The sequence below is a fragment of the Streptomyces sp. NPDC001750 genome (assembly GCF_042892615.1).
GTDB lineage: Bacteria > Actinomycetota > Actinomycetes > Streptomycetales > Streptomycetaceae > Streptomyces.
This window is the reverse complement of record NZ_JBIAUE010000015.1, coordinates 18,110-39,883: the sequence shown is the minus strand read 5'-3', so window position 1 is coordinate 39,883 and position 21,774 is coordinate 18,110. Positions and strand designations below refer to the sequence as shown.

General features: G+C 72.0%; 22 protein-coding genes and 1 pseudogene. 11 read left to right on the top strand and 12 right to left on the bottom strand.

The genetic code is table 11. The annotated features are described in order from the left end of the window. Window positions 1-299: 299 nt before the first annotated feature. Window positions 300-467, top strand: coding sequence for a hypothetical protein (locus tag ACFYY6_RS22715; protein ID WP_351518761.1), 168 nt, complete (start codon window positions 300-302; stop codon window positions 465-467). Between the two features lie 173 nt (window positions 468-640). On the opposite strand, the gene ACFYY6_RS22710 is transcribed toward ACFYY6_RS22715, so the two are convergent. After that, a complete protein-coding gene (locus ACFYY6_RS22710; protein WP_388652795.1) occupies window positions 641-1,243 on the bottom strand; it encodes a hypothetical protein in 603 nt (200 codons plus the stop codon). 116 nt (window positions 1,244-1,359) lie between these two features. Beyond that, the gene (locus tag ACFYY6_RS22705; protein WP_389194816.1) at window positions 1,360-3,915 is read right to left on the bottom strand and encodes a hypothetical protein; all 2,556 of its coding nucleotides are present in this window, start codon (window positions 3,913-3,915) and stop codon (window positions 1,360-1,362) included. Between the two features lie 240 nt (window positions 3,916-4,155). Here ACFYY6_RS22705 and ACFYY6_RS22700 point away from each other — a divergent pair, with 240 nt between their 5' ends. After that, the gene (locus ACFYY6_RS22700; protein WP_351518764.1) at window positions 4,156-4,464 is read left to right on the top strand and encodes a L,D-transpeptidase; all 309 of its coding nucleotides are present in this window, start codon (window positions 4,156-4,158) and stop codon (window positions 4,462-4,464) included. A gap of 457 nt (window positions 4,465-4,921) precedes the next feature. Here ACFYY6_RS22700 and ACFYY6_RS22695 read toward each other — a convergent pair. Together ACFYY6_RS22695 and ACFYY6_RS22690 are read right to left on the bottom strand one after the other, a co-directional pair. Then, a pseudogene (locus ACFYY6_RS22695) lies at window positions 4,922-5,341 on the bottom strand (hypothetical protein); the annotation flags it as partial. After that, entirely contained in the window at window positions 5,338-5,679 is a 342-nt protein-coding gene (locus ACFYY6_RS22690) for a PadR family transcriptional regulator (protein WP_351518766.1), read from the bottom strand. The gene ACFYY6_RS22690 and the pseudogene ACFYY6_RS22695, both read right to left, overlap by 4 nt. 455 nt (window positions 5,680-6,134) lie before the next feature. On the opposite strand from ACFYY6_RS22690, the gene ACFYY6_RS22685 reads away from it, so the two are divergent. Then, window positions 6,135-6,968 (top strand): hypothetical protein, encoded by an 834-nt coding sequence (locus ACFYY6_RS22685; RefSeq protein WP_351625647.1) that lies wholly within the window; start codon window positions 6,135-6,137, stop codon window positions 6,966-6,968. 50 nt (window positions 6,969-7,018) lie between these two features. Here ACFYY6_RS22685 and ACFYY6_RS22680 read toward each other — a convergent pair whose 3' ends face one another. After that, window positions 7,019-7,399, bottom strand: a complete 381-nt coding sequence (locus ACFYY6_RS22680; protein WP_351518769.1) for a hypothetical protein — start codon at window positions 7,397-7,399, stop codon at window positions 7,019-7,021. Between the two features lie 330 nt (window positions 7,400-7,729). On the opposite strand from ACFYY6_RS22680, the gene ACFYY6_RS22675 reads away from it, so the two are divergent. Then, window positions 7,730-8,203 carry a Rieske (2Fe-2S) protein gene (locus ACFYY6_RS22675; RefSeq protein WP_351518771.1) on the top strand — a complete coding sequence of 158 codons (474 nt, stop codon included), beginning with the start codon at window positions 7,730-7,732 and terminating at the stop codon, window positions 8,201-8,203. Here ACFYY6_RS22675 and ACFYY6_RS22670 read toward each other — a convergent pair. Further along, on the bottom strand, window positions 8,187-8,828 hold the full coding sequence (locus tag ACFYY6_RS22670; RefSeq protein WP_351518808.1) for a cysteine hydrolase: 642 nt from the start codon (window positions 8,826-8,828) through the stop codon (window positions 8,187-8,189). The two genes, ACFYY6_RS22675 and ACFYY6_RS22670, sit on opposite strands and share 17 nt — an antisense overlap. Window positions 8,829-9,368: 540 nt before the next feature. On the opposite strand from ACFYY6_RS22670, the gene ACFYY6_RS22665 reads away from it, so the two are divergent. After that, complete coding sequence (locus ACFYY6_RS22665) at window positions 9,369-10,607, top strand: IS110 family transposase (RefSeq protein WP_389194813.1); 1,239 nt, start codon at window positions 9,369-9,371, stop codon at window positions 10,605-10,607. A 204-nt stretch (window positions 10,608-10,811) separates the two neighbouring features. Then, the gene (locus ACFYY6_RS22660) at window positions 10,812-11,288 is read left to right on the top strand and encodes a pyridoxamine 5'-phosphate oxidase family protein (RefSeq protein WP_351518774.1); all 477 of its coding nucleotides are present in this window, start codon (window positions 10,812-10,814) and stop codon (window positions 11,286-11,288) included. A gap of 185 nt (window positions 11,289-11,473) precedes the next feature. Here the strand turns inward: ACFYY6_RS22660 and ACFYY6_RS22655 are convergent, their stop codons facing one another. Further along, complete coding sequence (locus ACFYY6_RS22655; RefSeq protein ID WP_351625637.1) at window positions 11,474-12,388, bottom strand: LysR substrate-binding domain-containing protein; 915 nt, start codon at window positions 12,386-12,388, stop codon at window positions 11,474-11,476. A 73-nt stretch (window positions 12,389-12,461) separates the two neighbouring features. Between ACFYY6_RS22655 and ACFYY6_RS22650 the strand changes: the two genes are divergently transcribed. Next, on the top strand, window positions 12,462-13,547 hold the full coding sequence (locus ACFYY6_RS22650) for an EamA family transporter (protein WP_351518777.1): 1,086 nt from the start codon (window positions 12,462-12,464) through the stop codon (window positions 13,545-13,547). An 83-nt stretch (window positions 13,548-13,630) separates the two neighbouring features. Here the strand turns inward: ACFYY6_RS22650 and ACFYY6_RS22645 are convergent, their stop codons facing one another. Then, entirely contained in the window at window positions 13,631-14,962 is a 1,332-nt protein-coding gene (locus ACFYY6_RS22645; RefSeq protein WP_389194810.1) for an aminotransferase class I/II-fold pyridoxal phosphate-dependent enzyme, read from the bottom strand. A gap of 35 nt (window positions 14,963-14,997) precedes the next feature. Between ACFYY6_RS22645 and ACFYY6_RS22640 the strand changes: the two genes are divergently transcribed. Beyond that, window positions 14,998-15,699 (top strand): pyridoxamine 5'-phosphate oxidase family protein, encoded by a 702-nt coding sequence (locus tag ACFYY6_RS22640; protein WP_386608168.1) that lies wholly within the window; start codon window positions 14,998-15,000, stop codon window positions 15,697-15,699. 283 nt (window positions 15,700-15,982) lie between these two features. Here ACFYY6_RS22640 and ACFYY6_RS22635 read toward each other — a convergent pair whose 3' ends face one another. The 3 genes from ACFYY6_RS22635 to ACFYY6_RS22625 all read right to left on the bottom strand — a co-directional run bounded on the left by ACFYY6_RS22635 (window position 15,983) and on the right by ACFYY6_RS22625 (window position 18,963). After that, complete coding sequence (locus ACFYY6_RS22635; protein WP_389194807.1) at window positions 15,983-16,936, bottom strand: DMT family transporter; 954 nt, start codon at window positions 16,934-16,936, stop codon at window positions 15,983-15,985. A gap of 162 nt (window positions 16,937-17,098) precedes the next feature. Then, complete coding sequence (locus ACFYY6_RS22630; RefSeq protein WP_389194804.1) at window positions 17,099-18,151, bottom strand: DMT family transporter; 1,053 nt, start codon at window positions 18,149-18,151, stop codon at window positions 17,099-17,101. Window positions 18,152-18,411: 260 nt separating this feature from the next. Next, window positions 18,412-18,963, bottom strand: coding sequence for a Clp protease N-terminal domain-containing protein (locus ACFYY6_RS22625; protein WP_351518784.1), 552 nt, complete (start codon window positions 18,961-18,963; stop codon window positions 18,412-18,414). 245 nt (window positions 18,964-19,208) lie between these two features. Here ACFYY6_RS22625 and ACFYY6_RS22620 point away from each other — a divergent pair, with 245 nt between their 5' ends. The 3 genes from ACFYY6_RS22620 to ACFYY6_RS22610 all read left to right on the top strand — a co-directional run bounded on the left by ACFYY6_RS22620 (window position 19,209) and on the right by ACFYY6_RS22610 (window position 20,986). Continuing rightward, window positions 19,209-19,412 (top strand): hypothetical protein, encoded by a 204-nt coding sequence (locus ACFYY6_RS22620; protein WP_351518785.1) that lies wholly within the window; start codon window positions 19,209-19,211, stop codon window positions 19,410-19,412. Between the two features lie 78 nt (window positions 19,413-19,490). Further along, complete coding sequence (locus ACFYY6_RS22615; RefSeq protein WP_351518787.1) at window positions 19,491-19,922, top strand: SRPBCC family protein; 432 nt, start codon at window positions 19,491-19,493, stop codon at window positions 19,920-19,922. A 245-nt stretch (window positions 19,923-20,167) separates the two neighbouring features. Further along, window positions 20,168-20,986 carry a PhzF family phenazine biosynthesis protein gene (locus tag ACFYY6_RS22610; RefSeq protein WP_351518788.1) on the top strand — a complete coding sequence of 273 codons (819 nt, stop codon included), beginning with the start codon at window positions 20,168-20,170 and terminating at the stop codon, window positions 20,984-20,986. Here the strand turns inward: ACFYY6_RS22610 and ACFYY6_RS22605 are convergent. Beyond that, window positions 20,976-21,755 (bottom strand): CPBP family intramembrane glutamic endopeptidase, encoded by a 780-nt coding sequence (locus ACFYY6_RS22605; RefSeq protein ID WP_351625623.1) that lies wholly within the window; start codon window positions 21,753-21,755, stop codon window positions 20,976-20,978. The genes ACFYY6_RS22610 and ACFYY6_RS22605 overlap by 11 nt on opposite strands. Between the last annotated feature and the right edge of the window lie 19 nt (window positions 21,756-21,774).

The following is a 21,774-nucleotide window of genomic DNA, read 5'->3' as shown; positions in this document are numbered from 1 at the left end:
CAGAGAAACGTGATCGTATCGGCACCGTCGCCGCCTGTTCACCGGAACACCGAACAGGCGGCGACGCGGCTTCCTTCGGCTCGATCGTCAGAAATGCCGATTCGCCTGGATTCCAAGAGGAAACAACCTTCTCCGGCGAAAGAAGTCGGGAAGCAGCTCCGAGAAATCACGGCCGCGAAGAATCCCGTCCCGGATTGCGGCTCCCACGAGTTGTTGGCCGTAGAGGGTCGTCGTAGTGTCGGTAGTGCCGCTGCAGGAGCAAGGAGCGGCACCCTCAGAATCCTGCGAAGGAGACGAAGATGAAGATTCAGAGCATCTTCGGCCACGGAGACGGGGACAACGACTACGGCGGAGGCGACCGGGACTTCGGACGCGGACGCGGATACGGGCGCGGACGCGGATACGGGCGCGGACGCGGCTACGGACGGGGTCGCGGACGCGGCCGCGGACGCGGCGGACGCTACTGACGGCCCCCGACTTCATCCCCCAGCAAGAGGCTGGCCCGCGCTTCGGCGCGGGCCCGTCTCGGGCGCCGGAACCGTGCCCATGGGCCGCGGCACTCGGCCGGGGAGCCCGTGCGCCCGAGGCCCACGCCGCCGCGTGATCCGGGGCGCGGAGCGGCCCATTCCGTGAGGACGGCTCACTCGTGGTGCGCGAGGCACTCCGCGAGCGGAGCGAACAACGTCTCCCAGTTGCCCGGCAGATGCCGTATCGCCGCGCCGAGGTGGAAGCGGGCCACCGTCCACTCGTCGGGCCGGGCCCGGGTGCCGTGTTCCCGGACCGCGTCCAGGCACCGGTCGATGAACTCCGGATCCTCCTCGTCCAACCCGAGCCGCTCACAGGCGCGTTCCGCCTGCGGTGACTCGTCGAACCAGTCGTCCCATTCGGTGGCCGCGCCCAGGAGGTAGAGCAGATGGCTTCTGGCGGCCGGCAGCCCACCGCGCAGCCCCTCGGTGGTGAACTCGCGGTCGCTGTCCTCCGCCAGGGCCGAGTACTCGGCGGCGTGGGCGACCAGATCGGCCCAGTACGCCGCGTCGTGCGTACCGGTGGTCTGTCGCATGTGCGCGCTCGCGAAGGCCGCCATCGCGTCCGGGTCGTCGATCAGCGGCGAGAGGACGATGTCGCCGCTGTGGTCGAACCCGAAGTAGTGGCGCCGGCCGTCGAGCGTGAGCGACTCGATGCCGCCGACATGGCCGTCCCGTCCGGGCAGCGGGGAGAAGCGTTCGGCACGTTCTTGTTCCATGCCGACGACCGTAGCGGCCACCACCGACACCGGCGGGACGGACGCGAAGGGGCACCCGCCACCGGCTGGTGGCGGGTGCCCCCGGGCCCCCTGCGGTCAAGGGGAGTGAATGCGCGTCACTTCACCTTGCAGCCGCCCCTGTCGTGGCAGGGCTTGGGCTTCGGGCAGTGCTTGTCGTGACACGGCTTCGGCGGCTTCGGGCAGTGCATGTCGTCGTGACACGGCTTCTTCTTGACGACGATGCGGGCCATGTCCTGGTTCGACCTGACGGTGCCGTTCTCCGCCGTCGCGAACGCCACGTTGGTGACCTGGCCGTTCCTGGCATCGGCCTCGGTCACCTGGTAGGCGCCGGTGCAGGTGGTGCTGTCACCGGGCTGTCCGGCCGGGGCGAGCGTCGTCGCGGCACAGGTCACACCGGTCACCCGGTCGTCCGTGATCGCGACGCCCGTCAGCTCCTGCGGTCCGGTGTTGGTGACCGTGTAGGTGTACGTCACCGTGTCGCCCACCCGGTAGGTGCGCGACGTGTCCACTGTCTTGTCCAGCCTCAGCCCCGGCTCGCCCACGACGGTCACGGTGGCGTCCCCGGGCTCCGACACGACCTCGGTGTTGCCTGACCGCCCTTGCGCGGCGGCCACGTTGACCACCTGTCCCCGCGCGGCGTCGGCCTCGGTCACGGTGTACCTTCCGGTGCAGGTGGTGGTGGCCCCGGGGACCAGTTCCGTGGCCCGGCAGGTCACGTTCGGCACGAGGTCGTCGCTGATCGCGATGTTCGTCAGGCGCGCGTTGCCGGTGTTGGTGACGGTGTAGGTGTACGTCACCGTGTCGCCGACGCGAGCGGTCGTGACATCGGCCGTCTTCTCCAGGCGCAGCCCCAGCTCGGAGGCGACGACCAGCGACATGTCGTCGGGCGGCGACGTGACCGTGGTGCCGCCGGACTGTCCTCGCGCCCTCGCGGTGTTGGTGACCGAACCGGCCGCCGCGTCCGCGTCGGTGATGGTGTATCTGCCGGTGCAGGTGGTGCTGTCACCGGGCTGTCCGGCCGGGGCGAGCGTCATCGTGGCGCAGGTCACACCGGTCACCCGGTCGTCCGTGATCGCGAGTCCCGTCAGCTCCTGGGGGCCGGTGTTGGTGACCGTGTAGGTGTAGGTCACCTCGTCGCCGACCTCGTACACCCTGGTGTCGTCGGCCGACTTCTCCAGCCGGACACCGGGCCCGGACTGCACCGGGACGGTGACGTCGTCGGGCGGTGACGTGATCTGCGTGCCGTCGGCCTGCCCGTGCGCCCTCGCGGTGTTGGTGACCGAACCGGCCGCCGCGTCCGCCTCGGTGACCGTGTATCTGCCGGTACAGGTCATCGTCTCGCCCACGGCGAGGGTGATCTGCGGACAGGTGATGCCGGTGACCCGGTCGTCCGTCACGTTCACGCCCGTCAGCGGGACGTTGCCGCTGTTGGTCACCACGTACTCGTAGGGCACCTCGGTGCCCGGCGTCACCGGGGTGGGCAGCGGCGGGTTCTGCCGGATCTGCTTGACCAGGTTGAGCTGGGGCAGCGGGGCCGCGGGGTGGACGGTGACGTTCCTGATGAGGTGGACGTCCGTGAACAGCCCCGTCGACGCGCCGAACCCGAACTTGTAGGTCGAGGGCACCGGTTGGGGCGCGGGGGTCTGCAGCACCTGCTGGGTGCCGTTGCCGTCGTGGAAGTCGATCGAGACCGTGATCACCGGGTTGGGCGACGGGGAAATCTCGACGGTCACCGTGCGGCGCGACGGCTCCAGGAGCGCCTCGGCCTCCTCCGGCGTGGAGCCCGCCGGGATCGAGGTGGTCGGCCCCTGCAGCTGCCCGGGCAGCGTGGAGGGCCAGGGGCCGGTCGTCGAGAAGTTGCTGGTCGTCGCGGTGAGGAAGCAGTAGCCCTCGGTGCCGTTGCCCGGACCGCGCAGGGTCACCATGTTCGCGCCGGGCGCCGGGACCCGGAACGACGTACCGGCGGGCGAGCGCGTGGCACAGCCGTTGCCGCGGTGCTCCCAGTCACCGAAGTAGTTGCCGAGCACGTCCAGACCGACGCCGAGGTAGCCGTGGTTGACGCCCGGCAGGAACGTCTCGTTCGGGTCGTCGTCGGGCAGCTTCTGCGCATAGCCGAGGCTGCCGCCGAAGGCGCCGGGCGCGGTGAGCGACGCGGCACCGTCGATCAGGAAGAACGAGATGCCGTCGGCCGGAGGGTTGGTCGTGCCGCCGTACTGCCACTGGTCGAAGGTGGTGACCAGACCCTGGTTCGCCGGGAGTGCGTGGTTGTAGAGCACTGCGGCGGACTGGTCGTTGGACGCGTCCGTCAGCCGGAGATACCCGTGCGGCGCGGCGTTGTCGGGCGGTACGGGGCCGCTGTTGCCGGCCGCCGGGCAGCCGGTGAGCGGGTGGGTACCGGGGCCGGGCGCGGGCGCCTGGGGCGCACCGGTCAGGCAGGCCGACCCGAACGCCTCGAACTCGGGGTCCGCCGTGGCGCCGGTGAACGTCTCGTCCACCAGCGGTACGCCCACGGGCTGCGCGGCGGCCATCTGGGCCGGCAACCCCAACCCGGCGGCCAGCAGGCCGAGTACGCCGATGCCACTCGCGGCCCACCGCCCCAGTCTGTTCCGCCCCTGTCCTCCGGTCGGGACTGGGATGTGTCTCAGAATCATGCGGCGAAACGTAGGTGGGCCGTTCCGGCCTGCGGGAACAACACGCCCTGTAGCTTTTGATCCCCTGCGTCCGGCGTACGCACGCGGATTATGAATGGTCTGAAAAGAAACCGCATCCGGAAGTATAGGAATACTAAGTCGAATTGATGGGGTGGAGCGGCCCGGCGCAGCACCCTTCGCGTCCTCTCCCGGGCAGCGTCTTCGGTCCGGGCCCGTCTTCGCCCGCTCGGTCGGTGAGCGGTGGCGGCACGTGGCCGACGGTTCGAGGCTGCGACTACGTACGCGATACGTGAGTCCCGGGCATCCCGGACCGCACAAGATCTTCCGCCGCGTCCGCGACGACCATTCGGAGCTGCACGACAGCGCGCCCATGCCGTACGCCCAGTACTTCGACGGCGGCCAGGCGATCCGCGGCCGGTACGAGACCTGTTCGACGGGAGTGGTTCGGCCGGATGCGTCAATCTGCGGCTGGAGCACGCGAAGACGCTGTGGGACCGGCTGGGGATCGGTGATCAGGTGTACGTCTGGGGTCTCAGGCCCGGCACCTGACGAGGAGGCGTGTCCATGAACGGAACCCGTCGCACCGCCCGTGCGGGTCCCGGTCCCACGGCCCGTTCCGGCCCTGCCCGGACGTCCGGCGTGTTCACCGGACCCATTCGTACGCGTCGTCCTCCTCGCCGGTGTCCCGGTCGTCGTCGCTGAGGAGATCGTTCATCTCGTCCTCGGTGAGTGTGCGTGTCTCGTCCATGGTTCTCATGATGCAGATCGGGCTTCGGTCGGCCGGGTGGCCCGGCCGATGTTTCCGGCAACCAGGTCAACGGGACGCGCGGACGACCTCCCCGGGTCTTACGCGGGAGCGCTGCCGGCCGTGCGGCACCGGGCCCGGATCACACCGACGGACGGACGGCCGCCCGGGCGGTCACCCCCTTGCCGGGCTCCGCGAGCGGCTCCGGTCCCCCGCTCCTGCCCTGCGAAGGAGCGCCCGCCCCTCCGGTGACCCGGCTGTTCGCACCGCCGCGCAGCAGGGAGATCGGACACACCAGCGGGAGCGGCCCGTAGGGCAGGGTCCGCGGCTGTGCGCCGGGGCCCCGCGATCACGGGTACCAGCCGGTGGAGCCGAAGCCCAGCGCGTGTTCGCCGGTGTCGATGCGCAGCGCCCAGTCGCACACGTCCTAGAGGTACGGGACCAGTCGGAGGGCGACGAGGACGAGGATGGCGAGGTGGACCCCGTCCAGCCACCAGGGCCGCGCCGTGTCGTCGGCGACGGCGCGCACCCGGGCCTGGGCACCCGCGCGCACCAGCGCGACGGCCTGCCGCGGCGGGGGCCACGAACGGCCGGCTACGCCTCGGCCAGGCAGGCCGGCACCTCCTGCCCCTGCCGGGCACGCACGGCCCGGGGGTGGGCGGCGAGCAGCAGGCGGTTCACGCCCCGGCCGTCCCGAGCCTCGCCGAACGTCCGATGACGGCGGCGGCCGCCTGCTGCATCCGCTGCGCCTCCCGGCCCAGCGCCTCGGCGCCGTCGTGGGTGAGCCGGTAGTAGCGCCGCGCCCGGCCGTCCACGACCTCCTCCCGGTCGGTCGCGATCAGCTCGGACCGCTCCATCCGCTCCAGCGCGCCGTAGAGAGTTCCGACGGCGATCCTGAGCCGTCCGCCGGTGGCCCGCTCGGCGGCCTTGATGATGCCGTATCCGTGCAGCGGCCCGTCCATGAGCGCGACGAGGATGAAGTACTGCGGCTCGGTCAGAGTCGATTGTCTTGTCGTCACACCAGTCATCATATATCGGCCCACGATGCATGCTCTTCGGCCACTTCACGCGGCGGCCGTTCGGGGATCCGGCCGACCCGTGCGCGGTGTGCGCGGCAGGTGCCCCGCCCCACGGGAAGCGGATGTCCTGATTCCGCCCCTTCCGGGGTCCGCTCCCGGGACCCGCTGTCAGTGGGGGCTCGTAGAGTCCGGCCCATGAGCGACGTGAAGAGCAGTTCCCTCTTCGTTCCCGTCGCCCTCACAACCGACGGGGACGAAGCCCAACGGGCCGCCGAGGTCCATGCGTTGATCGCCGACGGCGCCGATCCCTCGGCCTGTGACGCGGAGGGCCACCCCTGTGCACCCGGCGGTCGCACTTCCCCGGAACGGCGACGCCCGTTGCCGTCTCCGCAGGTCGCCGAGCGCTGCTGGAGGCCGGCACGGCGCGGCGGAACGCACGAGAGGAGATCATGATCATGCTGGAGAACGCGGGCGCGCCCGCCCGTATCGACCACCCCGTGACGGAGGGCGGGCCGCTGCCCATCGACATGGCCGCCGTCCGACGGATCGCGGAGGAGACGCGGGCCGCGTTGTCCGAGGCCTGCCGGGCCGCCGGGATTCCGGACGACAGCGACTGGCTGGCGGAGCGGGTCCGGCCGGAGTACGAGAGCTACCAGGCGTTCGTCGCCGAGCTGCGCCACGACTGCGATCCCGATCACGTCCCGTTCATACCGAAGCTGTGCGCCGAGGCCCTGGGGGACGACGCCCGGACGAACCGCGCCCTGGTCGGGGACCAGCAGCTGGACGAGCCGTTCTTCCACCACGGCGATCTGATCGTGAAGGGGCATCTGGACGTGGCGGCCCCCTTCGTGGTCACGGGCTCGCTGACCGTCGAGGGCTGTATGCAGGACTGCGGCCCGGACTCCGTGGTGGCCGTGGGCGGGGACATGACGACCCGCGCGGTGCACACCGACGGCGAGATGTACGTCGGCGGCGACATCGAGGCCGAGATCGTCTACGGCTACTACAACGACAACACGCTCCAGGCCGGGACCATCCGCGCCCGTCTGGTCATCGAGGACGAGCACGCCACGATCGCCGATGTGGAGGCGGAGACCCACTTCGACCTGGACGACTTCCAGCAGGGGCTCGGCGACGGAGTCCAGGAGCGGCTGCGCGAACTGCTGGTGGACGAGGTGTTCAGCAACGAGGAGGACGAGGACGAGGAACAGCTGGACCAGACGCTCCTCTTCGCCCGCCTGCGCGAGGGGGAGAACGTCTTCCGTACGGCCGGTGCGGGATCCGACTGATCCCGCACCGCGCACGGGACGCCTTGGAGGGACGGTGTACGGCAGGGCGCCTACGGTCGCAGCGCGGCCAGGACCCGGCCGCGGAGGAGTTCGTACTCCTCGCGGAGTCGCACGATCTCCGCGGGTCGTTCGATCACCTCTCCGCCGACGACCTGTTCCTCGGGGCCGAACTGCTCGCGCGTGAGGTCGACTTCGATCCCCATGCCGAGCCGGTTCCACCAGTGGTAGTCCACCCGCTCGCCGTCGACGTGGACCTCTCCGCGTATCAGGTCACCGCCCAGCAGGTCGTGCACGACCAGGGCGGTGACCCCGCACTGGTCACGGGCGGGGTTGTCGGGGGTCCAGTGCGGGCGGTGATCGGGCGTCGACGTGTCCGCGCCCCAGCCGTCACGAATGGCCCGCTCGATGGCGGTGAAGCCGCTCAGTGTCATGCTCCCCAGCCTCGCACACGCCACCGGCCGCCCCGGCGTCGAGCCGCCCGCCCGGCCACCGGCCGACCGGCCGCTGCGCAACACCCATCGGGCCCAACGGCCCCTCGGCCATCCGGAGTAATTCCGTTGGGCAGCACGCCGATTCACCGCCCTTCCGCGCCGCCGACCGGTGACGCCCGCTCATGCCGGCGCCCGTATGTGCCGATGACGACGAGGTCCCGGGCCCTGGAAGAAGCGGCCCTCCCGCCGCACGCCCGGGCATCCCACACCAGTCATCAGGAAGAAGTCGCGAGCACCGGCGGCCGCGACTGTCGCGGAAGGAGAACCGGCGTGAGCACGTCGCAGGAACACGAGGTCGGCCCCGGCCGTAGGACCGTCGTCACAGCGGTCGGAGCCGCTTCGGTGGCCGCCGTACTCGCCGCGTGCGGCAGCAAGGAGGAGGCACGGGCGGAGGTGGAACCGGCGTCCGGTCCGACCTCGGCCGCGGGGAGCACCGCCGCGAAGGACGGCGGCAAGGACGTCCTGGCGAAGACGGCCGACATCCCACAGGGCGGCGGCAAGATCTTCGCCGACCGGGACGTGGTGGTGACACAGCCCAAGGCCGGTGAATTCAAGGCGTTCTCCTCGAAGTGCACCCACCAGGGATGCACCGTGTCGAGCGTGTCGGACGGCGCCATCAACTGCCCCTGCCACGGCAGCACGTTCGATGTCGCGACGGGTGACGTGATGTCGGGTCCGGCCTCGCAGGCGCTGCCCGCCCGACCGATCAAGGTCGAGAACGGCGCGATCACGCTCGCTTCCTGACACCGGGAGGAACGCCGGCACCGGCCCCCTTGCCGGCACCGGCGCGCCCACGGCTCCGCCAGGAGTCGAGCACGGCGTCGGTGGTCGTGACGGTGGCGACGAGGGCGAGCGTGTGACGGATCATCGCGGGGGTGTAGTCGGCCGGCACCCCCGCGATGGCGTCGGAGGGCACCACCACCGTGTATCCGAGGTTCACCGCGTCGAACACGGCGTTGGGGACGGCCACATTGGCCGAGACACCGGTGACGACGAGTGTCCGGCAGCCGAGGTTGCGGAGCAGGGCGTCCGCGTCCGTTCCGGCGATCGGCGAGAGACCGTGCAGACGCCGCACGACGAGGTCCTCGTCCCTGACCTCGACGGGCCCGGCGATCCGGACCGCCGCGGTGCCCGGGTACTGCTGCACGGGCAAGCGGCGGGCGGCCCGGAACAGACGGGCGTTGGTATTGGCGCCCCGCCCGTCGGGGCGGCGCTCGGCCACCGCGTGCATCACCTGGACCCCGGCCTCGTGAGCGGCCTCGACCAGCCGGGCGACGCGGTCGAGCATTCCGGACGATCTGGCCTCCTCGGCCAGTTCGGGCAGTGCGCTCCCGGGGCCCACGACGCCCTGCTGGCATTCGACCGTCATGAGCGCGCAGGTGACCGGATCGAGCAGTCCGGCGAGCTGCCCGGGGGGCTGTGCTACGGGTTGTTCCCTCGACGGCACGGCAGGTCCTAATTCGTGAGTAGTGATTCCACTGGGCCCGGGTGGGCCGGTGGACTTGCTGCCGGGTGGGGCCGGTTCTCGTCAGGGTTTCCAGGCCTGGGGCGAGGGCGGCTGGTCCATCCGGGGTGGGTTTCGCGGTGGTCGCGTGGGCGCCGGGCTGACTCCTCTGTGGTCCCGGCCCGGTGAGGCCTCACGAAAGACCGGTGGCGCCCGGCGTTCTCGGGCCACCGCGAAACCCTGACCAGCCGGCCGGACGTTGATCGTCGTGGTGCGAGCCCGCCGCGGGGCGATCTCTGCTTCAGTCCCGAGCCTTCGAGCTCTGAGCGAGAGGGAGACCCCCGCGGTCCGCTGGTGCCGCGAACGGCTTGTGAGACGGCGGACCGATCGAGTCCTGGAATTAGGTCGCCGCGTGGCCCGCACAGGCTCACCACCTGCGCAAACAGCAACAGAACGGAGAACAGCGTGACCGTGTTCTGCGGGATCGGCTGGGCCGAGAGCCACCACGACGTGGCCCTGGTCGACGAGACAGGCGCTCTGCTGGCCAAACGTCGCATCAGCGACGACGTGCCCGGCTACCGGATCCTGCTGGACCTGCTCGCCGAGTACGGCGACACGCCCGAAACCCCGACACCCGTGGCCATCGAGACCGGCCGGGGCCTGCTCGTGGCAGCCCTGCGCACCGGCGAACGGCCCCTCTACGCGATCAACCCGCTGGCCGCCGCCCGCTACCGCGACCGGCACGGCGTCTCGCGCAAGAAATCCGACCCGGGCGACGCCCTGGTGCTGGCGAACATCCTGCGTACCGACATGCACGCCCACCGGCCGCTGCCCGCCGACACGAACCAGGCCCGCGCGATCGCGGTCCTCGCCCGGGCCCAGCAGGACGCGGTCTGGAACCGTCAGCAGTTGGTGAACCAGGTCCGCTCGTTGCTGCGCGAGTACTACCCGGCCGCCCTGGACGCCTTCCTCGGCAAGCACCACGGCCTGGCCCGCGCGGAGGCCCGCGCCGTCCTGGCAGCCGCCCCGACCCCGTCCAAGGCTGCCCGGCTGTCCCTGCCCCAGCTGCGGGCCGCACTCAAGCGGGCCGGCCGACAGCGAGGTGTCGATGCCGAGGCCGAGCGCCTGCGTGAGGTCCTGCGCGGCGACCACGCCCGCCAGCCCGCCGCCGTCGAGGACGCGATGGGATACCAACTCGGAGCGCTTATACGCCAGTTGGATGCGGCCTGCGTCGCGGCCGATGAGCTCGCCGAGGCGGTGGAGACCCACTTCCGCAAGCACCCGGACGCTGAGATCATCCTGAGCTTCCCCGGACTCGGGGTCCAGCTCGGCGCCCGGATACTCGCCGAGATCGGAGACGACCGCACCCGATTCGCCGACGCCCGCGCGCTCAAGTCCTACGCCGGCTCCGCGCCGATCACCCGCGCCTCCGGCAAGAAACGCCACGTCGGACGCCGGTTCATCAAGAACAACCGGCTCATCACGACGGGCTTCCTCTGGGCGTTCTCCGCCCTCAGAGCCTCGCCCGGCGCCGATGCCCACTACCGGCGAAGGCGCGAGCGCGGCGACTGGCACGCCCAGGCCCAGCGGCATCTGCTCAACCGCATGATCGGCCAGCTCTACCACTGCCTGCAGACCAGGCAGCTCTTCGACGAGGATCACGCCTTCACCTCCTCCTCAGCGGATCTGGCCGTCGCGGCTTGACTTGTTAGGCACGTGAGATGTCTTTCGGTGAAGGATCGGCTCTGTCGGTGACGGGACATCGGTACGGACCGGGTGCCGTCGGCGTGCGAACCGGCCCCTTCGCCGACGGTCCGGGCGCGGAGGCTAGCCGCCATTGCGCGCCGAAGGAAGAGACCCCATGATTTCTGACACCTAGTCAGGTAGTCGGAGAACGGGAGGCGCTCCATGACCGTCACACAGCGACGGGGCCGCCGGATCATGATGACCGGGACGGAACGCGACACCTACCTCGCCGAGCAGCGCACCTGCCGGGTCGCCACGGTGTCGTCGGACGGACGCCCGCACGTCGGAGCCCTGTGGTTCGCCTGGGACGGTACGTCGCTCTGGCTGTACTCGATCACCCGCAGCCTGCGCTGGTCGCAGTTGAGCACCGACCCGAGGATCGCGGTGGTCGTGGACGACGGGGTGGAGTACGGGGAGCTGCGCGGCGTCGAGCTCTCCGGCAGGGCCGTTCCCGTCGGCGAGGCACCCCGCACCGGTGCCCCCTGCCCCGAACTCGACGGACCCGAGCGCCTGTTCGCCCGGAAGTACTTCGGGACGGACACGATGCCGCACGACGGCCGGCACGCCTGGCTGCGGCTCACCCCTCAGGCCGTCACCTCCTGGGACTTCCGGAAGCTCGCGGGACCGCGCACGGCCTGAGCGCTCCCGCACCGGAAGGCCCGGCCCGATGCGCAGGGGCTCCGGCCGGATTCCCGGAGCCCCCGACCCGGCCGCGACCTGGTGCCCCGAGAGGCCCGGCCCGATGTCCGGAACGACCGGCGGGGCCGTGACCGGTTACCCGGAACGCTCCGGCTCGGCCGCGCCCGGTGTGCGGGAAACACGCCCTACGCCGACGCCTCGCCCAGTTCCCGGGCGGCCGTGCGCAGCGCGTCCACCGTCGCCCGGACCGACGGACGCCGTTCCGCGCCGGTGCGCCACACGGCGTGGACGTGCCGCCGCATCCGCTGCCGTACGGGCACGAGCCGCACCCCGTCGGGCACCGGCCCGCGTCCCAGGCGGGGGGCCACGCAGACCCCCACTCCCGCGGCGATCAGGGCGAGCTGGGTGTGGTGCTCGCCCACCAGATGCGCGATGCGCGGCTCGAAGCCCTTCGAACGCAGCGTGAACACCAGCCACTCGTGGCAGAACTCACCCTCGGGCCAGGACACCCACTCGTCGTCGGCGAACTCCTCCAGGTCCACCTCGGGCCGGTCCGCGAGGGGGTGACCGGCCGGCATCGCGATGTCCGGTGTGTCGTCCAGGAGTTCCATCCTGGTCAGACCGCCGGGGACCGGCAGCCGCTTGTTGCTCCAGTCCAGCGCGACCGCCAGGTCGATGTCGCCCCTCAGGACGCCCCGGATGCCGTCCTCGGGTTCCAGCTCCCGTGTCCTCACCCGCAGTTCGGGATGGTCGGCGCACAACGCCCCCAGCACGGCGGGGAACAGTCCGCGCGCCGCCGTGGGAAAGGCGGAGAGCAGGATCTCGCCCACCACCTCTCCGCGCTGCGCCTCGATGTCGGCCTGCGCCAGTTCGACCTGGGAAAGGATCCGCGCCGCGTGGTCGGCGAGCAGTCGGCCCGCGTCCGTGAGGCGGATCCCGCGGCCGTTCCTGGCGAGGAGCCGCTGTCCCACCTCCCGTTCCAGCTTCGCCATCTGCTGGGAGACGGCCGACGTGGTCACGTGCAGGCCCGCGGCGGCACCGCTCACCGAACCGTGTCGGGCGAGGGCGTCCAGGGTGCGTAGGCGCTCCAGGTTCAACATATAAGGAACACTACGAGAATCCGCGCAGGAAGTCTCACTTGTTCTACGTGGTCGAGCTCGTCATCGTTGACGCATGAGCGCCGCCGTCACGCCGGAGACCTCTCCGGCCCCCGTGTCCCCCACCACCCCCCGACCGATCCCGGCCACCGGAACCGCCCATAGCCCCGGGAGCCGCACCGCGGCTCCGGATCCGCGCCCGGACGCGGCTGCGGGGGCTGCCGCGCGGAGCCCGGACACCTCCCCGTCACGGCGGAGGCTGGACTGGCGCATACGCTTCGGGGCGCTCGCGCTCATCTGGGGCTTCAGCTTCCTCCTCATCAAGGTGGGAACGCACGGATACGCCCCGTTCCAGGTCACGCTCGGCCGCCTCCTCGCCGGGACGGCCGTGCTGGCCGCGGCGATGGCGGTACGGCGGGTGCGGCTGCCGAGCGGAGCCCGCACCTGGTGCCATCTGGCCGTCGCCGCGTTCTTCCTGAACGCGCTGCCGTTCTCGCTCTTCGCGTATGCCGAGTTGAGCATTCCGTCGACCCTGGCCGGCATCTGCAACGCGACATCCCCCCTGTGGGGCATGGCGCTGTCGCTGGTGGCGCTCTCGGAGGACCGGCCGACCCGCCGCCGGGTGGCCGGGCTCGGCCTCGGCTTCCTCGGTGTCCTGACCGTGCTGGGCGGCTGGCAGGGCTTCTCCGGGCTGGACTTCGGCGGTACGGCCATGGCTCTGCTCGCCTCCCTCTGCTATCCGATCGGCTGGATATACGTCCGCAGGACGCTGTCGGGAACCGGTGCCTCCGCGCTCGCCCTGACCGGCGGCCAGCTTCTCCTCGGGACGGCGCAACTCGCGCTGGTGACCCCGCTGTTCACGTCCGCCCCCGAGGGCTTTCCGCTGCTTCCGACCCTCGCGGTGGCCGCCCTGGGAGCGCTGGGCACGGGCTTCGCGATGCTGGTGCAGTTCGGCCTGGTGGAGGAGGTCGGACCGACGACCGCGCAGATGGTGACCTACTTCATCCCGGTCGTCGCCACCGCGGCCGGAGTCGTCGTACTCGGCGAACGGCTGAGCTGGAACACGCTGGTGGGCGCCCTGGTGGTCCTCGCGGGTGCCGTCCTCACCCAGAGCGGGCCACGCGGCGCCGGACCCCGGTCCGCCACACGCCGCCGGCCGTAGCCCACGCCCGTGGTCCGTCGCCGTGGCCCCACCGCGGCGGCCGGCCGCCCGTGACCGGCCACCGACCACCGACCGCCGGGTCGTCAGCCGTAGTTCAGGGGAGCCACCGGCCCCGTCGCGGCCGCCACCGCGTCGGCCAGGGGAGCCACGTCGGCGTCGGTGAGCGGTGAGACGGTCAGGCGGATCCCCTGCGGCGCGGCCATCCGGAACCGCGCGCCGGGCGCCACCACCCAGCCCGCGTGCAGCAGCCGCGCCACGGCCCCGGTCTCGTCCTCCACCGGCACCCACACGTTCATGCCGCTGCGCCCGTGCGCCCCAACTCCCCGCTCGGCCAGCGCCCGCAGCAGTGCGTCCCGCCGCTTCCCGTACGAACGCGCGACGCCTCCGGGGTCGACGGCACCCGTGCGCCACAGGTGTGCCACGGCCCGTTGCAGGAGCCCACTGACCCAGCCGGGCCCGAGCCCCTGTCGACCCGACACCCGGTCGGTGGTGACCGGGTCCCCGGCGAGCAGCGCGACCCGCAGGTCCGGCCCGTACGCCTTGGCGACGGACCGGACGAACGCCCACCGGTCCGTGGCGCCCGCGAGCGGATGCAGCGGCAGGTCGACGATGCCGTGACCGTGGTCGTCCTCGACGAGCAGCACATCGCGGTGGCGCGCGAGGACGTCCCGCAGTTCGGCCGCGCGTCGCGCGCCGACGGCGGCACCGGTCGGGTTCTGCGCGCGGTCGGTGACCACGAGCGCCCGTGCGCCGGCGCCCAGCGCGCGCTCGACGGCGCTCGGCAGCGGTCCGTCGTCGTCGAGCGCCACGGGCACCGGGCGGAGTCCCAGCGCCGGTACGAGATCCAGCATGCTGCCCCACCCCGGGTCCTCCACGGCCACCGCGTCCCCCGGCCTGAGATGCGCCGTCAGGACGCGCTCGATCGCGTCCAGCGATCCCGAGGTCGCGAGCACGGGCCCGGCCGGCACGCCGTCGGCGTCCAGCGCGGCGCGGGCGAGGTCCGCGAACTCCGGCACCAGCGGCGGCTGCCCGTACATCCCGGGCTCCCGCGCGTATGCGCGGGTCGCCGCCGCGAACGCCTCGTCCAGCGCGGGGAGCAGCGCCGGATCGGGATTGCCCGACCCGAGATCCCGCGCCCCGGGCGGCACCTCCACCCGGAGCGACCCCCGCGCCGTGCTCGCGGGGCGCGGCCGCACCCTGCTGCCCCGGCGTCCCGCCGTCTCGATCACCCCGCGCTCGCGCAAGATGCGGTAGGCCGCCGCCACCGTGTTGGGGTTCACCCCCAGCACTTCCGCCAACTCCCGCATGGGCGGGAGCGACTGACCGGGCGCGAGGTCGCCCGAGCCGACCCCCCGCTCCACGCTCGCGGCGATTTCCGATGCGCGCCGCCCGTCGATCCGATACTCTCCTAGCACAAACAATACTATGCACTAGTGCAATGGAGACCGCAATGCCGGACACCGCAGCGCCACAGTCCCCGGAACCGGCCTCCTCGGCCGGGGACGAATACCGGCCGACCGGGCGCACCGTGCCGACCCGGGCCCGTGAACGCGCGGCGTACGACCGGGACACGGTCCACTCGATACTCGACGAGGCGTACCTCTGCCATCTCGGTTTCGTCCGCGACGGCGCCCCGGTCGTCCTGCCGACGCTCTTCGGCCGACTGGGTGAACGGCTCTACGTACACGGCTCGACCGGTTCCCGGCCGCTGCGGGAGGCGGGCGGGGCCGATCCGGGCCTTCCCGTGTGCCTGACGGTGACGCACGTCGACGGTCTGGTGCTGGCCCGCTCGGCCTTCCACCACTCGATCAACTACCGCTCCGTCGTGGTCCATGGCATCGCCCGCACGGTGACCGATCCGGAGGAGCGGCGTATCGCCCTGGACGCCATCGTCGACCATGTGGTGCCGGGCCGGTCCGCCGACGCGCGGCCGGCCGACGCGAAGGAACTGGCCGCGACGGCGGTGATCCGGCTCGATCTCCGGGAGGTGTCCGCCAAGATCCGCACCGGCGGCCCCAACGACGAACCGGAGGATCTCGCGCTCCCCCACTGGGCGGGCGTCCTGCCGCTGGCCCGCGGATACAGCACGCCGGTCCCCTCCGACGACCTCGATCCCGCCATCGGGGTGCCGGACTACCTCACCGCGCTCTGAACCGGCCCCCAGGCGGCCGGGCCCGCCACCGGGAGAATGGCGGCGGAGCCGGCCGTCCGGCGTTCGGACCGGAACGGACCAGTGCTGTGGCCGGAAAGGTTTGCCGGGAAGCTCGCGGCGTCCGGTACGGTGCGTCGCGAGGCGGAGGATCGCCCTCGTACGGGACGCACTCGGGTGAGGCGACAACGCGGCGAGGCGCCGTGCCGGACGTCGCAAGCCGGTGAACCTTTCCGGTCGCGGCACTAGCAGGGACGCCCCCGGACCGTGGCGGACGAACGCGCGGTCAGACCGGAACGGAAGCACGGCGGGCGTGGGCGGCCCCGCGCACCTCGCCGAGAGCCGGACCAGCCACGGCCGCGAGGAGGAGCAGCGTCCCGACGACCGTGGACACGGTGAGCCGCTCATGGAACAGGACGACGGCGATGACCGCCGCGGCAACCGGTTCGAGCAGCATGATCACGGACACGGTCGCGGCGCGCACCGCCGCGGCACCCGCGAAGTAGAGCGCGTAGGCGAGCGCGGTCGGCACCGCCGCCACGTACACCAGCAGCGTCACCACCTGTGCCGCCTGCTCGGTGTGCGGTACGAGACCCTCGGCCGCGGCCATCGGAAGCAGTCCGAGGGTGCCGATGGCGAAGGCCCAGGCACTGGTGGTGAGCGGGTCGGCGGCGGCGCCGTCACGGCCGAGCCACCGGGTCAGCAGGGTCATCGTGGCGTAGCCGGCCGCGGAGAGCAGGGCCAGCGCGACACCGGCGGGCCGCACGGTCGCGTCGTCGCCGCCGAGCACCAGGACGGCGAGCCCGGCCAGGCCGCCCGCCACCGCGGCGAGTCCCCCGCGCCCCAGCCGCTCCCCCATGGTCAGCCGCGCGCCGACCGCGATGAGCACGGGGCCCGCCCCGAGCGTCACGACGGTTCCCACCGCGAGGCCCGTCGCCCCGACGGCCGCGAAGTAGGCGCTCTGGAAGACGATGAGGCCGAGGCCGTTCCCCAGGACGCGCAGCAGTCGGCGGGCACGCGGTTCGGCGGGAGCTGCCGGGCGCCGGGGCCGCACCGCCAGCACGGCCAGCAGCAGTACGAGGCCGCCCGCGCAACGCCAGAACGACAGGGCGAGCGGCCCCATGTCGCTGATCCCGAAGACCAGCGAGGCGGCGGCGCCCGCGGTGCCCCAGGCGACACCGGCGACGATCAGACAGATGAGGCTCCGCCCGACGGGCAGGCCGGAAGCGGTGTTCGACACGTGTTTTCTCCGCATGAAGAATCGGGACGGTGGTCGTCGGCTCCACGCGCGGGCAGCGACGAACCGCTCGGGGACTGCCCGAGCCCGGTCTTCGTCAGGAGCGTCCGCCCGCGCCGTCAGGCGGCGGGCGGCGAAAGCACGGTCGTATGCATGGCCGTCACCCTACGACGTGGTGCGGCCGGTGGACAACGGCGTCTCGGCGGTCGCGAAGCCGGTGACCGTGCCTGCGGCCCGCCCGTCACCCCGGCCGGTCACGGCGTGCCCTTCGCCCGGACCGGAGGCGACCGGCCCGGAGGGCGTCTTGGGTGTGGCGGACTGGGCGATCAGGGACCCGGCCAGCACCACGGCGCCGCCGAGGAGCTGCGGGGCCGACAGGTGCTCGCCGAGCATCACCCAGGCCAGCACGGTGGCGATGACCGCCTCCAGGCAGGCGACGACGCCCGCGACCGCCGGGGAGAGCAGCCGTACCGAGACCACCCCGGTGACGTAGGCGAGCACGGTCGCGACGAGCACGATCCAGGTGAGCAGCAGCCAGGCGGGGACATCCGTGCCGTCCATGCCCGCGCTCCCGCCGAGGGTCGCCCAGTCCATGTTCCAGGGGCGTGCGACGGCGGTGAGGACGAGCGCGCCTATCAGGAGTCCGTACGCGATGACGCCGACCGGGTTCGGCGGCTCGACGCCCTGCCCCCTGTCCGCGCTCCCCTGGTCCGACAGGACGAAGTAGCCGACCTGGCAGCACGCCGCGCCGAGTGCGAGCAGCAGGCCGATCGCGTCGAAGCTCAGCCCCGACCAGACCTCGACGACGCAGGCGAGCCCGCCGACGGCGAGCACCACACCGAGCGCGGCGCGCCGGGTGACCGGGCGGCGCTGGACGAACCGGACCCATCCGAGGACGAGCGCGGGCGCCAGGTACTCCACCAGCAGCGCCACTCCGACGGGGATGCGGGAGATGGCGGCGAAATAGCACGCCTGCACACCCGCGACGGCCAGCAGCCCGAACCCGAGGAGGAGGACCGGACGGTTGCGCAGCAGAGCACGGTGGCGCCAGGCGACGGGCAGCATGACGAGAGCGGCGCCCGCCACCCGCAGCCAGACCACGTGGAGCGGATCGACGCCCGCCTCGATGAGCGGCTTGGCCGCGACCCCTGAACCACCGAAGGCGAACGCCGAGACCAGGGCGAGTCCCAGGCCGCTTCTTGCTCGTGACGCGTACATCGGCACATCATGACAGGCGCCTGTCAGGAGCGTCACCCCGGTGACCCCTGACCGGCGGTACCTCCGTTCGCCCGCGGCCGGGGCCCGGACCGGGCACCCCGAGCGAGCCGTGGGGAATCATGCGAACCGACCGCGTCGCCGTGCCCAGCCGGCACGCCGTCCCCGATCTTCCTGTCACCTGCTGGCCGTCGGGCACCGGCTGTCATCGACCGCGCGCCGGACACGGGTGTCGGCACGCGTCGCGCGGACACCGGCAGCGGTCACTCCTGGCCCGGCGCCCGGACGATGCGGGCCGCCAGCCGATCGGCGTCCACACCCGCCCGTTCCAGCACCTCGACGGCCCGGCATTCGTGGTCCATGGCCAGGGCCGCCAGCAGGTCGAGACCCCCGGCCCGCACGTCCCCGCGCCGCCGCGCACGCTCGGCGGCCTCGGCCATGGCCGAGGCGGCCGAGGGCGACCAGCCCGCCACTCCCGGGTCGCGCCGGCCCGGCCCGGGTACGGTGACCACGGGAACGGCGCCGGAGTCCTCCACCGAGCCCTGCCAGCGCAGCCCGTACCCGATGCTGCGCTGGACGAGATAGCCGAGCACCTTGGCCAGTTGCGGCCCCTCGTCGAGGGCCGTTCGCACCTCGGGGTCCGATTCAATGAGGGAATGCAGCAGATGCGCCGTGTCGATGTGCCGGTCACCGTCGCGCAGTGCGCGTCTGCGGGCACCCGTCACCACGGTGGCCAGCTCCACGGTGAGTCCGGCGTCGAGATCGGCATGATTCGATGCGGGCTGGTGAGGGATCTGCGGCGTCCGGTTTTGCACACCTCTTACCCCATCAGTCCGTTGGCGGGAATTCATCGGCGGAGCGACCCATTTGGGCATCCCACGCAAGGTGGGCACGCCAGAGCGATCCCTCCTCCTTGCGGATGAGATCTCGCCACTCGGGAACCCGAACCGGAGAAACGGCGTGCGCCGCCTTGCTTCACCGCCCCGGAGCAACCGCGAACCGGCTCGGGGCACGTCCCACAGGCAACAACACCCACGGCGGCCGGAAGGGGTCTGCTGACGTGTCCTGGCTGGTAGCCCTGCCGGCACTCGACGGACGGGAGTACGTGTACCGGATCCACGCACCGGCGGACGCCCTGCACGCCGACCTGTTCTGGGCCGCGTTCCACTGCCACGACGACGGCCCGCACCCACGCGCCTCCGACCGTTTCGACGCCGCGTCGATCTGGCGCGTGGGGGCGGAAGCCGGCGGCACCCGGAACTGACGGTTCATCAGTATTGAATGTTCACGCCGCTGCGGCTACGTTCCGCGACACCGTAACCCGTCGAGAAGGGGTGGTCGCATGGCCGAGGTCAGCGCAGAGGCACGCATCGAGGCACCGGCCGAGAAGGTCTGGGCCCGGCTGACGGACTTCACCGCGTACGGCGAGTGGAACGCCACCCACACGAGCTTCCCGAAGGGCGGCCCGGCCACGCTCGAACTCGCGGCCACGTACGAGGAGAACATGAAGCTCATGGGCTTCCCGGCCGAGGTGACGTGGACCGTGACGGAGCTGGAGTCCGCGCGTCTGCTCGCCACCCGGGGCAAGGGACCGATGGGGGTCAACCTGGCCATGCGCTACTCCCTGGCGCCCGAAGGAGAGGCGACCACCGTCCGTATCGACGGGGAGTTCACCGGGGCCGCGGTCTCCCTGATGGCGGGCAAGCTCAAGGATTCGGCGACCGCGGCGCTCGTCGAGTCGCTGCGCAAACTGGACGGGCTGGTCACCGCCTGACGGTGGCGCCCCGCACGGGAGCGCCGTTCGGATGGGCCCGCGACATCCCGCGCGGCCCTTCGCGCACAGGTCCCGCCCCGGCAGGGGCCGATCGCCGGACGTCCGGACTCCCCCGACCGACGACACGGCTCCGCCCGCCAAGGCGTCCGACGTACGGCCCGGCCCCGCCCGCGGCCGGGCCTGTCGGGCCGTCAGGCGCGGATTGGCCTTGGCCGACGGCCGCCCGCCTCGCGTACGTTCACACCATGAGGATCCGAATCGTCGACGCGTTCACCGACCGCCCCTTCACCGGAAACCCGGCCGCAGTCGTGCTGCTGGACGCGGATGCCGCGCCCGACACCTCGTGGTTCCAGCGCATTGCCATGGAGATGAACCTCTCCGAGACCGCGTTCGCCCGCCCGGCGGCACCGGGCGGCCCGGCCGGCTGGGAGCTGCGCTGGTTCACCCCGACCACCGAGGTCGACATGTGCGGGCACGCCACCCTCGCCACCGCCCACGTCCTGCACACCACCAAAACCGCGAGCGGAACCGTGCGCTTCACCGCCCGGTGCGGCATCCTCACCACGACCACCCACCCGGACGGCGCGATCACGCTCGACTTCCCCACCGCCCCGCTCACCCCCACGGCCGCCCCCGCCGGGCTGGCCGCCGCGCTCGGCGCGGAGCCGGTCTGCGTCCACGACACCGGAGCGCACGTCGGCGACCTGCTCGTCGAGCTCGCCGACGAGGCGTCGGTACGGGCACTGGCCCCGGACCTCATGACGCTGGCCGGACTCTCCCGGCGGGGTGTCATCGCCACGGCCGCCGCCGAGGACCCCTCGCGCGGCTACGACTTCGTCTCCCGCGGCTTCTTCCCCAACGTCGGAATCGACGAGGACCCGGTCACCGGCAGCGCCCACACCGCACTGGCCCCCTTCTGGTCGGCCCGGTTCGGCCGCGACGAGCTGACCGGACTGCAAGCCTCCGCCCGCACCGGCCTGGTCCGCACCTCGTTGCGCGGCGACCGCACCCTGCTGACCGGCAAGGCCGTGACCGTCGTCGACGGCGAACTGCTCACGCCGTAGGCAACCACCCCACCTTGCCCGCCAGCAGCGCGTACCCGACGAAGGCCCCGATGTCGAGCAGCGCGTGCGCGGCCACCAACGGACCGACCCTCCCCCAGCGCCGGTACAGCAGCACGAAGACCACGCCCATCACCACATTGCCGATGAACCCGCCGATCCCCTGATAGAGGTGGTACGAACCGCGCAGCACCGAACTCGCCGTCAGGGCCGCCGTCGGCGACCATCCCAACTGACCGAGTCTGCGCAGCAGATAGCCGACCACGATCACTTCCTCCAGCACGGAGTTCTGGAGTGCCGACAGAATGAGGACCGGGAACTTCCACCACACGTCGGGCAACGACTCCGGAACGACGGTGAGGTTGAATCCGGTGGCACGCGCCACCAGATAGAAGGAGAGCCCGGCGCTTCCGATGCCCGCCGCCACCACCGTGCCGCGACCCAGGTCCTGCCAGGGCCGCGTACGGTCGAAGCCGACGGCACGCAGCCCGGCACCCTCCCTGACCAGCAGATGGGCAACGAGTGCGACGGGCACCAGGGCCGTGGCGATACCGAAGAGCTGCCAGGCCAGATCCAGCCAGGGGCGCCCCGGGGCGTACGAGCCGTTGAGTGTCGCGGCCTGCTCCTTCAAGCCCCCTGGTTTCGTCAGGGAGCCGACAAAACTGATCAGGGCAGACACCCCGCTGGCGCCCAGCGAGAGAGCCAGTACCAGCACCGTCTCGGCCCGCGCGGTCCGCCGTGAAAGCTCCTCCCGGGGAAAAGAACTGGCCATGTACCCCGTCTCCACCTGT